Annotated in this window: 12 protein-coding genes; 8 read left to right on the forward strand and 4 right to left on the reverse strand. The window is 57.6% G+C overall.

Annotated elements, in window-relative coordinates; genetic code table 11:
* Positions 1 to 143: 143 nt before the first annotated feature.
* The 6 genes from trmB to R3F64_RS07005 all read left to right on the forward strand — a co-directional run bounded on the left by trmB (position 144) and on the right by R3F64_RS07005 (position 6,954).
* Positions 144 to 809 carry a tRNA (guanine(46)-N(7))-methyltransferase TrmB gene (gene trmB / locus R3F64_RS06980; RefSeq protein ID WP_199283986.1) on the forward strand — a complete coding sequence of 222 codons (666 nt, stop codon included), beginning with the start codon at positions 144 to 146 and terminating at the stop codon, positions 807 to 809.
* Positions 806 to 1,135, forward strand: coding sequence for a DMT family transporter (locus R3F64_RS06985; protein ID WP_085917042.1), 330 nt, complete (start codon positions 806 to 808; stop codon positions 1,133 to 1,135). Before trmB ends, R3F64_RS06985 begins: the two co-directional genes overlap by 4 nt.
* Positions 1,136 to 1,145: 10 nt before the next feature.
* A complete protein-coding gene (gene dacB, locus R3F64_RS06990) occupies positions 1,146 to 2,615 on the forward strand; it encodes a D-alanyl-D-alanine carboxypeptidase/D-alanyl-D-alanine endopeptidase (RefSeq protein ID WP_332610634.1) in 1,470 nt (489 codons plus the stop codon).
* 24 nt (positions 2,616 to 2,639) lie between these two features.
* Positions 2,640 to 3,011 carry a diacylglycerol kinase gene (locus tag R3F64_RS06995; RefSeq protein WP_085917044.1) on the forward strand — a complete coding sequence of 124 codons (372 nt, stop codon included), beginning with the start codon at positions 2,640 to 2,642 and terminating at the stop codon, positions 3,009 to 3,011.
* A 32-nt stretch (positions 3,012 to 3,043) separates the two neighbouring features.
* Complete coding sequence (glnE, locus tag R3F64_RS07000) at positions 3,044 to 5,998, forward strand: bifunctional [glutamate--ammonia ligase]-adenylyl-L-tyrosine phosphorylase/[glutamate--ammonia-ligase] adenylyltransferase (protein WP_332610636.1); 2,955 nt, start codon at positions 3,044 to 3,046, stop codon at positions 5,996 to 5,998.
* A 62-nt stretch (positions 5,999 to 6,060) separates the two neighbouring features.
* Positions 6,061 to 6,954, forward strand: coding sequence for an AEC family transporter (locus R3F64_RS07005; protein ID WP_332610637.1), 894 nt, complete (start codon positions 6,061 to 6,063; stop codon positions 6,952 to 6,954).
* Between the two features lie 38 nt (positions 6,955 to 6,992).
* On the opposite strand, the gene R3F64_RS07010 is transcribed toward R3F64_RS07005, so the two are convergent.
* The gene (locus R3F64_RS07010) at positions 6,993 to 7,367 is read right to left on the reverse strand and encodes a hypothetical protein (RefSeq protein WP_085917047.1); all 375 of its coding nucleotides are present in this window, start codon (positions 7,365 to 7,367) and stop codon (positions 6,993 to 6,995) included.
* A gap of 161 nt (positions 7,368 to 7,528) precedes the next feature.
* Here R3F64_RS07010 and R3F64_RS07015 point away from each other — a divergent pair, with 161 nt between their 5' ends.
* Entirely contained in the window at positions 7,529 to 9,154 is a 1,626-nt protein-coding gene (locus R3F64_RS07015) for a BCCT family transporter (RefSeq protein ID WP_085917048.1), read from the forward strand.
* 26 nt (positions 9,155 to 9,180) lie between these two features.
* Positions 9,181 to 9,327 carry a hypothetical protein gene (locus R3F64_RS07020; protein ID WP_176243600.1) on the forward strand — a complete coding sequence of 49 codons (147 nt, stop codon included), beginning with the start codon at positions 9,181 to 9,183 and terminating at the stop codon, positions 9,325 to 9,327.
* Between the two features lie 9 nt (positions 9,328 to 9,336).
* Here R3F64_RS07020 and R3F64_RS07025 read toward each other — a convergent pair whose 3' ends face one another.
* From R3F64_RS07025 to R3F64_RS07035, 3 genes are read right to left on the reverse strand one after another with little or no spacing between them, the layout of a single operon-like run.
* Positions 9,337 to 10,602, reverse strand: a complete 1,266-nt coding sequence (locus R3F64_RS07025) for a GGDEF domain-containing protein (RefSeq protein WP_332610639.1) — start codon at positions 10,600 to 10,602, stop codon at positions 9,337 to 9,339.
* Positions 10,595 to 11,326, reverse strand: a complete 732-nt coding sequence (locus tag R3F64_RS07030) for a substrate-binding periplasmic protein (protein WP_085917050.1) — start codon at positions 11,324 to 11,326, stop codon at positions 10,595 to 10,597. The genes R3F64_RS07025 and R3F64_RS07030 overlap by 8 nt, the downstream gene beginning before the upstream one ends.
* Positions 11,316 to 12,119: a substrate-binding periplasmic protein gene (locus R3F64_RS07035; protein ID WP_332610641.1), complete on the reverse strand. Its 804-nt coding sequence runs from the start codon at positions 12,117 to 12,119 to the stop codon at positions 11,316 to 11,318. The genes R3F64_RS07030 and R3F64_RS07035 overlap by 11 nt, the downstream gene beginning before the upstream one ends.
* Positions 12,120 to 12,218 lie beyond the last annotated feature (99 nt).

The following is a 12,218-nucleotide window of genomic DNA, read 5'->3' on the forward strand; positions in this document are numbered from 1 at the left end:
TATCACCGGGCGAGCAGCGGCGTCATGCCGCAACCATGCTGGACTGGTAGAATCGCATTATTTACGCGATTTATTGTGCGCTGGTGCCCGGGTGCGGGTGACATGGCGCGATGGTCGACAGATCCTTTTACAAGAGAGTCAATATGCAGCAGCCTTCGAGGCCGGTGGTGACCAATCAGCCAGGCCCGCACCACGATTTGGCCCGCCGGGTCAGCCGTGGGCTCACTCATCCACTGCGTAAGCCGATTGCGAGGCATACCCAGGAAGCATTCGCCTCCGTAGCGCAGTGGTATGAGTGCCAGTCAGGTCCGTTGATACTCGATGCGGGTTGCGGCGTTGGGTTTTCGACCCGGCGGCTGGCGGAGCAGTTCCCTGATCATAAGGTTATCGGTGTTGATCGCAGCGAGGACCGGCTCACCCGGGCTCATGGCGAGCTGCCCGCCAATGCCCGGCTGGTGCGCGCCGATCTGGTCGATTTCTGGCGGTTGGCGCACGAGGCCGGGTGGGCACCCGAACGGCACTATCTGCTTTACCCGAATCCTTACCCAAAGGCGTCGCATTTGAAAATGCGCTGGCATGGACATCCGGTCTTCCCCACACTGTTGGCGCTGGGAGGCTTGCTGGAAGTCCGCTCAAACTGGTCGCTGTATATTGAGGAGTTCGCCATGGCGGCCTGCCAGGTGACCGGTCAGCGGGCCGACGTCACTGAATGGGTGCCCAGCGGTGAATATTTAACACCGTTTGAGGCCAAGTATCATCAAAGCGGCCAAACACTATGGCGCTTGCGTGTGGCATTGGAGTCGACATGACATTTGTCTATTTGGTGCTGGCGATTATTGCCGAAGTGATTGCTACCAGCGCTTTAAAAGCGTCAATGGGGTTTACCCGTCCGTTACCAAGCCTTCTGGTAGTCGGCGGTTATGGGATGGCATTCTATTTGTTGAGTCTGGTGCTGCGTAGCTTGCCAGTCGGGATCACCTACGCCATCTGGGCAGGGCTGGGGATCGTACTGGTCACGCTGGTGGGTATAGTGGTTTTCGGCGAAAAGCCGGATGTGCCCGCGGTCGTCGGTATTAGCCTGATCGTCGCCGGTGTGGTGACGTTGCAAGTATTTTCGAAAATGAGCGTGCATTAAGGAGAGGCGGATGTTGCGCGGTGGCTGGCAGCGTTTTAGTAGCAGTGATTGGGGATGGCGGTCAGCAGTGGGTGTGCTGAGCTTTTTGATCAGTTGCCCGTTGTGGGCTGATTTTAGCCGGGTAGGCCAGCTTCAGGATAAAGGGTTTGCTGTCAGCGCCGAGGCGCGTTTGCTTAATGCCGATGCGGCACCGCTGGCAAGCATTGAGCCGATGAGCCAGCTTTCCCCGGCATCGGTTACCAAGGCGTATCTGGCTGCTGCTGCGTTGGAGCGCTTTGGTCCCCAGCATCGGTTTACCAGTCAACTGGTCAGTTCCGGGCGCGTTCAAGACGGCGTTTTACGCGGGGATCTGATTTTCGAGGGCGGCGGTGACCCCGGTCTCACCACCGAAGATATCTGGCGTCTGGTGCAACGGTTGCAGCAAACAGGCGTGCGTCAGGTTGAGGGTGCTCTGGTTGTCAATCAGTGGCGCTTTGGCCCTGTTGACTGCATCACCACCGACCGCTGTGACGCGCTGACGCGTGTTGCCAATGCTTATAGCGCGCCGCTGTCGTCAGCGGGTGTGAATTTTGGTAGCTGGTGTGCCAATGTCGCTCCCGCGTCGGTGCCCGGCAACCCGGCGCGAATATCGCTATGCGACGGTCAGTCCTTGGGGACCACGATTGACAATCGGGTGGTCACCAAGCCCGATAACAGTGGCACCGAGATCAGCGCCGAAAGGATCACCAACGCCGACGGTGATATCTTTCGATTGAGCGGGCAAATATCAACGAATGCCCGGGCACGGGATGTTTATCGTGGTGCGGGAGATGCCGCTGAGGTCACCGCCGAGGTAGTGCTGGGCATGCTCCGGCAGGCAGGGATTAGCGTGCGTGATGGATGGCGCATCACCTCGATACGGCCGCCAAGTGATGCGCAGCGGCTTGCCGCGGTGGATAGCAAGCCGCTACAGGAATTGCTGTTGCGCATCATGAACTATTCAAATAATTACATGGCCGATGTGCTGGCCCTCAACCTGGTGGAGCCTCCCCAGGTACAGCTTCGCGAAGCGGGGCTGGCGTTGGAGCGCTATGCCGAGAGCCTGCCGGGGCACGGGCCGCTGACGCTATACAGCGGTAGCGGGCTGACCACCGAAAACCGTACATCGGCGCATGGTATCAATGTAATGCTGACCGAGATGTTCCATGAAAGTGCGCTATTTCCGAGTTTTATAGCGGCCTTTCAGTCACCCGCCAACGGCGTGATGCGTTTTATTCGGCGCGGTTCCGATACCTTTCAACACAATGTCATGTTAAAAACCGGTACGCTTAATCAGCCCTTCGCCGTGCGCGCTGCTGCCGGCTACTTTCGCACGGCTCAGGGGCGTTGGGGGGTATTCAGCGTGTTGGTCAACGGTAATGCCAGTACACCTTACCTGAACTGGTCGCAGGTGCTGGATCCGCTGACCAAAGATCTTGAAGCCATGATACTCGCCAATTGACGACTTTATTTTGAGGCAACCGCCATGAAACCAGGGCACACCGGCTTGACGCATTTGGCGCATTCAACGCGCTACTCATGGAAAGGATTGAAAGCGGCGTTCCGCAACGAAGCCGCGTTCCGTCAAGAGGTCACCATTACGGCCATTCTAATACCGTTTGCCTGGTGGATTGGCGAAGGCCCGGTGAGCTGGCTGTTGCTGATCGGCAGCTGTTTTTTCGTGTTGGTCGTTGAGTTGCTCAATAGCGCGATAGAAAACGTGGTGGACCGTATTGGCACCGAGCACCATGAGCTTTCCGGGCGGGCCAAAGATATTGGCTCAGCGGCGGTGATGCTGTCGTTGATACTCGCCGGGCTGACCTGGGGCCTGTTAGGCTGGCTGAAATTCGTCGGCTAACGTAAGACTCACTCCAGGGTAGCGAGGTCATTATGCAACTCAATGAGGCGTTTTTACCGCTTGATATCTTACCCAAAGCGCTTCAGCCGGTGACGAAGCAAGCTTGGCAGCGGCTTTGTGAGGCGCTTTCCCAGGCGGACAACATGGCTGACATGACCCAGCAACCACTGCCGTCTGCTGATTGGCCATCGCTGTCCGCTGAACGCCGCAAGGACCTGACCCGCGTTCTTTCAGTCTCGAGTTTTGCGCTCGATACGCTGATCCGTTATCCCGACTGGCTGGCGACGCTCGACAGTGGCGGTGAGTTGGATGCCACGCCGACAAGGGACGACCAAATCCAGCTGTTAGCCAGCGCGCTGGAAAATGCCGATGACGAAGACGCCATGCATCGGGCCATTCGCCGTTTCAGGCGCGCGCGTATGCTGGGTATCGTGTGGCGGGACCTCAATCGGCCGCCGGGCTACACCATGTGGGATACCGCCCATGCAGTCTCCCAACTGGCAGAGATCTGTCTTGAAGCGGCGCTTGGCTGGCTCGAACAGTTTTATGCACCGCGCTGGGGGCTGCCAGCCCCTACACGTGATGGCGAGCCGCAGCGACTAGTGGTGCTGGGTATGGGGAAACTGGGGGCCGGCGAGCTGAACCTGTCCTCGGATATTGACCTGATCTTTGCGTTTGCCGAAAACGGCGAAACCCAGGGCGGCCGCAAGCCGCTTGAGCACCAGGAGTATTTCACCAAGTTAGGCCAGAAGCTCATCGCGGCGCTGGATGCCATGACCGCCGATGGCTTTGCCTTCCGTGTTGACATGCGTCTTCGCCCGCTGGGCGACGGCGGGCCGCTGGTGGGCAGTTTTGCGATGCTTTCCAGCTATTATCAGGACCAGGGCCGCGAGTGGGAGCGGTATGCGATGCTAAAGGCGCGTCCTGTTGCGGGTGACCTGGACGCGGGTGAGGCGCTGCTGGCCGGGCTACGCCCCTTTGTGTACCGCAAGTATCTGGATTTTGGCGCCATCGAGTCGCTGCGCGAACTGAAAGCGATGATCAATCGCGAGGTGAAGCGTAAAGGCATGCAGCAAAACATCAAACTGGGGCCTGGCGGCATCCGCGAGGTCGAGTTTGTGGTGCAGGCATTTCAACTGATTCGCGGTGGGCGCGACACCGAACTTCAGGTGGCTTCCTTGCATACGGCGTTGACACGCTTGCCAGCGCTTGGGCTGTTACCTCAGGAAGTGGTGGATGATCTGTTGCCGGATTACGCCTTCCTGCGCGATATCGAGCACGTCCTGCAGGCCCTGGAAGACCGCCAAACGCAAACACTGCCCGGTGCGGAAACGGATCGTGAACGGGTCGCGTTTGCCATGGGGCATGATGATTGGCCGAGCCTTGTGCACCAGTTGGATGAAGTACGCGAACGTGTCCGTCAGCACTTCGACGCGGTGATTGCCGAGCCTGAAGACGAAGTGGAGAACGACAGCGATGAGCAAGCGCCGGGGCTTGAGCAGTGGCGGCTGCTTTGGCGTGGCGAGCTGGAGCAGGACGAAGCCCTGGAACGCCTGGGGGAGTCAGGGTTCAAGGCCCCTGACAAGACACTCACGCGACTGTCCCGTCTGTATCATTCGCGTCAGGTGCAAAGCATGCAGCGTATTGGCTTTGAGCGCCTGGATGCGTTGATGCCTCTGCTGCTGGATGCCCTGGCCGATAATGACACGCCGGATACGGCGCTTTCGCGTGTTCAGCCGCTGATCGAAGCGGTGCTGCGGCGAACGGCGTATCTGGCCCTGCTGCGTGAAAACCCCCATGCGCTTGAACATCTGATGCGTTTATGCGCGGCAAGCCCCTGGATCGCCGAGCAGCTGGCGCGCTACCCCATTCTGCTGGATGAGTTGCTGACCCCCGATACCCTCTATACGCCGGCCGATAAAGACCGTCTGGCGGATGAACTGCGCCAGACACTGAACCGGCTTCCCGAGGATGACGAAGAAGCCCAGCTCGAAGCGCTACGGGTCTTCAAGCATGCCCAGATGCTCCACGTGGCAGCTTCGGATATCGTAGGCACTCGGCACTTGATGAAAGTGAGTGATTACTTAACTTATATCGCCGAGGTGATCCTGGATGCCGTGCTGGCGATGGCCTGGAAGCATCTCGCTGCCAAGCATGGCGTACCCAGCGGGTGTGATGCCCGCGAGCCCGCGTTCTTGATTGTGGGTTACGGCAAGCTAGGGGGAATCGAGCTTGGCTATGGGTCCGACCTGGATCTGGTGTTTCTCCACGATAGCGATGGACAGGGGACCACTGATGGCCCGCGGCCCATCGATACGCCGGTATTTTTTACCCGCTTGGGGCAGCGGGTTATTCATCTGCTCACGGCGGTAACCCCGGCGGGCAGCCTGTACGAGGTCGACATGCGGCTCAGGCCTTCGGGTAATTCCGGTCTATTGGTCACCTCGCTCGCCGCCTTTGCCGATTATCAGCGCCAGCACGCCTGGACCTGGGAACACCAGGCGCTGGTGCGAGCGCGCGTGGTGGCGGGTAACGCATCGTTGGCAGACAAGTTTGACCAGTTGCGCGGTGATATTCTGGGGCGCAGTCGGGATACGATCGCTTTGCGCGACGATGTGGTCAACATGCGTCAAAAAATGCGCGATCATCTTGCCACCAAAAGCGAGGGGGATACCTTCGACCTCAAGCATGACGCCGGGGGCATGGTGGATATCGAGTTCTTCTGTCAATACGCGGTGTTAGCACTTGCTAACCAGACGCCGTCGCTGCTGACCTATAGCGATAACATTCGTATTTTAGAGGCCCTGGCAGAGAGTGGGCACTTACCAGAGGAAGAGGCGGAACAGCTTCGCGAGGCGTATCTTGCATACCGGAGCGCGACCCACCGGGCCGCGCTGACCGGTGACAAAGCCGTGGGGCGTGCCGCTGATTACGAGGCCCATCGTCATGTCGTAACGGCATTGTGGCAGCGCTTTTTGGCGCCTTGAAGGCTGACAAGGACAGTGGATGAACACAGTACAGCAGGTAAGCAGAAGAGTAGAGGCGCGCGATGATCGGTAATATTATTGGCACCTTGCTGCCCGTTTTTCTGATTGCGGGAGCGGGTGCTGCCTATGGGCGCTTTCGCACGCCGGATATTCGCAGTTTGAATACCCTGAACATGGAGCTGTTCGTCCCGCTTCTGGTGTTCGCTGTACTGGCCGACCGGCAGGCACCACTGGCCGATTACGCCTGGCTGGCAAGTGCCGCCGTAGCCGTTGTGCTGGGCTCGGGGGTGGTGTTGTGGCCGGTTGCACGCTGGCTGGGTCTGGATATCAAAACCTTCCTACCTCCGATGATGTTCAACAATTCCGGCAACATGGGCGTGCCCTTGTTGGTCCTGGCATTTGGAGAGGAAGCGCTTCCGGCGGCGGTCGTGGTATTTATTATAGAAATGCTGCTGCATTTTTCGGTCGGCCTCTACATGCTTGATCCACGCACGTCGCTGTGGCGTTTGCTGCGCATGCCGATTGTCGCGGCGAGTCTGGCGGGTTTGGCCGTCAACGTTAGCGGAATGCCGTTGCCCGACTGGCTTTTAGAAGCAATGAACATGCTGGGTGGGGTATGCATTCCGCTGATGCTGTTTGCGCTCGGGGTGCGGCTGCTGGATATCGATTTCAGCGACTGGCGAACCGGCCTGCTCGGCGCCTTGCTGTGTCCTCTGTCGGGACTGGTCATTGCGCTACCGCTGATTGTGCTGCTGCCGCTTAATAGTCTTCAGGCGGCGGTATTGCTGGTGTTCGGCGCGCTACCGCCTGCCGTGTTGAATTACCTGGTTGCGGAGCAGTATCGACTGTCGCCGCACAATGTGGCTTCCATCGTGTTGATAGGTAACCTGGGCAGCCTGGTGGTAATGCCGCTTACCCTGGCGGCGGCCTTTATCTGGCTTCATGCACCCCAATAAAGCCACCTGCCGTGGAAACGGGGGCATTCAAGCACTATCTAACTAACGCCATCGTCAGTTTTCTTGCCCGTTTCAGTTTTAATTTCATACTGTCCTTCGAGAACATCCTGATGGCGAGAGCCTGAAGAAGGTTCGGAATGGTTGCCGCCAATGTCCTGGGCCTGTTGGGCGCGCATCTGCTCCATGCGTTTTTTCATCTTGTGGCGGACAAAGGGCATCATGGCCCAACCCACCAACAGGAAAAAAAGACCCAGCACGACGCCGACAATCATTAACAGGCCAAATGCCAGCCAGGTAAAGAGCAGCTTCAAGCTACCCATGACGCCATTTGGTTGAGTCCGGGTTGCCCGGGCGCGCCACTGGTGGGCGGCCTGCCAGGCGGCATTGCGTTGATCACGATTCATGTGGGGCATGAAAGCCTCCCTCGTTTGGTGTCACTGCTTGGAACACACCGGTTGGGGAGAGTTCAGTCACTTGGCTGGACCATAAGTTAAAGTCGCGTTGCATGCAGAGCAAGGGCGCAGGTGTTACGCTCCTTTGCAGCGTAACGAGTTCATTTTAACAGGGTTGTTGTATGGCAAATCATGGAGGAAAGTCGGTGTTCATCGCATCGACACTGATCATTTTTGGCTTGGTGGTTGTCGGCGCATCTTTCCCGGAAAGTTTTGGCAGTGCCGCAGAGTCGGCACTCGCGACGATCACCGAGTTGTTCGGCTGGTTCTACCTATTTTCCGTGTTTGGCTTTGTGGTGTTTTTGTTTGGCCTGGCGCTCAGTAAATACGGAAAGGTGCGCCTGGGGCCTCAGGACAGTCGGCCCAATTATACCTTCTTTTCCTGGATCAGCATGCTGCTGGCCGCCGGATTCGGCGTAGGCCTGGTTTTCTACGGCATGGCCGAACCCATGTTTCATTACATTGACCCGCCCTACGGAGATGTGACCGCAGAAAGCGAAGCCTCGGCACGCTACGCGATCCAATACAGCTATTTCAACTGGGGGATTCACCAGTGGGCAGCGTTTTCCGTCGTCGGCTTGATAATTGCCTATTTCCAATTTCGTAAGGGCCAGGCGGGGCTGGTGTCCTCGGTTCTGTCATCGGTCACGGCGAAGCACCCAAGAATACGTCCTTACGCCTCCTGGCTGGACGTGTTTGCTGTCGTGGCCACGGTCATGGGGGTGGCGACTTCGCTAGGCCTTGGTGTGTTGCAGATGAATGGCGGGTTGAATGCCGTCTTTGGCCTGCCGGAAAACGGCTTTTGGCAGTTCGTCATCCTGTTCGTAATGTTTTGCGCTTATATGCTTTCCACTTGGTCAGGCCTTGATAAAGGCATCAAGCGTTTGTCCAATCTGAACATGATCCTGTGCATTGGCCTGATGCTTTATGTGTTGTTTACCGGCCCGACCGTCGCGATTCTCGAGACCATTACGGTCGGGATTGGCGATTATCTGCAAAACTTTATCGGTATGAGTTTGCGTACCGCGCCGTACAGCGATGAGAACTGGGCGAGCAGTTGGACCATTTTCTACTGGGCATGGGTTATCGCCTGGTCGCCTTTCGTGGGTACCTTTGTGGCCCGCGTGTCCAGGGGGCGTACGATCAAGGAGTATGTCTTTGGCGTGCTGTTGGTGCCGCCGCTACTGGCCTGCTTGTGGATTGGTGTATTCGGCGGCGCCGCGCTCAACATGGAAATTGTCGGTGAGAATATTGGCCTGGCGGCGGCGACCCAGGACAATATTACGGTGGCGTTATTTGAAATGTTCGAACTGATGCCGTTTTCCGGCGTGCTGTCACTCATTGCCATCATGTTGATTTTTGTTTTCCTGGTAACGTCCGCCGACTCGGCGTCTTACATCGTGGCGCAAATGACCGATAATGGTTCTATCAATCCGCCGCTTTACAAGCGGGTGTTGTGGGGTGTGCTGATCGCCGCGATCTGCTTTACCCTGATTTTGGCGGGCGGGCTGACCGGCCTGCAATCGGCAGCGGTGCTGTCCGCGCTGCCGTTTACCTTTATTCTCTATATGATGGTGATCGTGCTGGTGCGCGAACTGCGTGCCGACCGTAAAGCGATGCTTACCCAGCTCTACCGTCGCCACGGTGAAACGCCGGTGGGTGCCGATGCTTTTGAAGCGGAAGAGCTAGGCGAAGAAGAGCGTTTACGCCGTGCGCCCAACGTCGTCAATCGGCGTATCAATCACTGAGGGTGTCCCATGAAGGGTAACGACTGATGGTCAGGCAAACACGGCACGGTGCCACACGGCGGCAGTCCAAAGGGGCTGCCTTTGATCGCTGGCTGGACCATGCCGTGTGTGTGGCTGTCATAACGGCGCTGGTGATCGGGCTTGCCGCTGTCGTCGCACACTGGTGGTTGTGAGCCGGTGGTTCAAGCTGTCCGCGAACGGGTTTCGATGCGGTTTCGGCCCAGATGCTTGGCGTGATACAGGTGCTGGTCTGCCTGTGCCAGCAGTGCCGCTGCACTGAGCGTTGTCTGGGCTGATGTGCTGGCGACCCCCATGCTGGCGGTCAAGTGGGTATGCGTACTTGAGTAAGCGTGAGGAATGGCTAGAGACAGCACTGCCCGGCGTAAACGCTGGGCGACGTCAAGCGCGGCCGCTTCATCTTGATTGGGCAGGACGCAGACAAACTCTTCTCCGCCATAGCGTGCAAGCAGGTCATGGGCCGGGTCGATGCAGTTATTCAACACCTGTGCCACCGCGCGAAGCGTGTCATCTCCCATGGCGTGACCGTAATGGTCGTTAAATTCTTTAAAGTTATCGATATCGATAAAGATAACCGAGAAGGGTTGGGCACCTCGCTTGGCGCGCTTCCACTGCTGTTGATAAAACAGATCAAAATGCCGCCGGTTGGCGACACCGGTCAGTCCATCAATATGCGACAGGTGGTGGAGTTGGTCGCGTTGGTCCAACCCTTGTTGGAAGGCCTGCAGCAAGTGGTCAAGGCTGTCGACCAAATGCCCCAGCTCATCATGACGGTGGCCCCGCAACTGCGGTTTATCCCACTCGCCGGGGCGTTCAGGATCGGCATGCGCGATGGCGTCGTGGACCTTGAGCAGTGGTCGGGTAATAAAGTAATGGAAGAAGGCAATAATCAACAGGCTGAGTATAAAGGCTTCCAGCACGCTGGAGCCAACGACCGATATACTGCGATCAAGGAATTGTTGGGTAAGGCGCTGCTCATCAAGCCGAAGATCGACCTCGCCCACCACGGCTTCGGGTAAGTCGACGGCCACGTAATAATTCAGCGGAATCTGGTAATGCAGCATATCGCCAAACAGCCGCTGGCTTAACCAACTCGATTCAACCGCCTCGGTGGGAGCAAACTCGGACAGGGGGCTGCCGAAATCGTCGCGGATGGCGACTTCGGCAATTTCGTTATCGCTGAATAGCCCATAGGCGATCTGGTGAGCCAGGTCAGGGTTCAGTTGAAAAGCGGCTTCGGCGGCAGCGCCGCTGACGATAGCCAACTGCTGTTCAACACGCTGGGCAACATTCTGGCGCATCGACAAGGCGTGATTAAACAACTCTACACTGCCGGCAATAACGCTGATCAAGATAGCCAGCAATATGGTGAGCAGCGCTTGCTTGGACGTCAGGCTACCCGAGCGCAACGGTATGGAAGTTTTATTCATGGCGCGAAACTCCGCGCGCCTCGCCAAGGGGAGGAAGGTGGTGCTGTAGCCGCTTGATCAGATCCTTGGATACGCTGGGATGACAGGCAAGATAAAGCGGTGCGCGATAAAACGTAAACAGGTGCCGTAACGCCACGTTTTTCGCGTTGGCCAGAAACTCGCCGGTGGCTTTGCCGGTGACGATGACATCAACGAGTCCCGCGTCCAGGCGCGCCAGGTTTTCGCGTTCATTCGGTGCGCGCAGCACGTCGACTCCCTGAGCAGCGACATGATTACCCACCGCATCTTCGCGGAAGCTACCCACACGAAAGTGAGCCAGTTCTTGTATTGAACTCGCCTGGATATCCCGGCCAGCAAGGCTGAATGCTGCCCACTCGTTGATAGCCAGCGGCCCCGCCCAGCGAAAGAGCGCCTCGCGCTCAGTGGTGCGGGTGGTTGAGTAAACGCAGTGTTGCTCGCGCAGGCGTGCAGCCGTATAGGCCCTTGCCCAGGGCAGCACCCGAAACTCCGCGTCAATATCTGCCGCCTGCAATGCCTCGCGCAGCACCTGGGTGGCACTACCCATGATCTGTCCTTGCTCGCTTGGGTAATTGAAGGGTGGGTAATCTTCGGTATTGATGATCAGCGGTGTCGCGCTGAGTGGCTGGCTCAGGGCCAGCAATAACGTAGCAAGCAAAGACCGCCAGCATGACGCGATGCGTTGTTGTATTGGGTTAGTTCGCATGATGGCCGGCCTCCCGGTCTTTTTGTCCAGCACGAACATTCTCCAGGGCCTTCTGCAGGCGATTAATCAGGCCTTGAGCCGTGGCCGGGTTGAAAGCAAAGTATAAATCCGATTCGCTTAACGTATGCACGGCAGTTAATCGACTGGCCTCAACGCCTTCCTGTGTGGCGATCCAGCGCGCCACTTCATCGCTGTAGGCCCATAAATCGACGCGCCCACGACGTAACATGTGCAAGGCGCTGCGGTTATCAATGGCCGGGCGGAGTAACTCGGCCGGGTAGTCGGCTTCTTGCAGCGCCTGAGCGCCAATATCTTCACGAATCACCGTGATGCTCAACCGCTTGTCAATTGCCTCTTCCAGCGACGCGAGCCGAGCGACCTGGTTATCCCAGGTCAACAGTACGACCCGGTCGCGTGCGATGGGGCCTACCCATTTGAAGTGTGCTTCTCGGGCAGGGGTGCGGGTGGTCGAAAATAACGCTGTATTGGGTTCACTTTGCGCCAACTCGTAGCCGCGTATCCAAGGGTAGTAGAGAATATCCTCACGCTTGAAAGGTGTGCCAGCCTGCTCAAGTATTGACTCAAGCAGCGTGATCGCTCGGCCTTCCAATTGGCCAGTCTGTGGGTCCTGATAATTATAGGGAGGGTATTCTTCGGTAACAAAGGTGAGCGACGTCAGGTCAGAAGACGAGCCGCCAGCGAGTGCCAGCGGTGCGAGAAGCGACAGTAGGCCTGCTAGCCAGCGCCCGACGATCGGCTTTCGACGACACCTTACTCCCCCCGCTTCCTTCATGTATTAACGTCCCTGTTATTAGATGATCAATCAAACTTAGAGCAAGCTGCCGCGACTGTCACCTCTATTCTTCCAACGATAGGCGTGTCGCTTTTGTGC

Origin of the sequence: Halomonas sp. 5021 (genome assembly GCF_036663435.1) — a bacterium.
GTDB lineage: Bacteria > Pseudomonadota > Gammaproteobacteria > Pseudomonadales > Halomonadaceae > Vreelandella > Vreelandella janggokensis.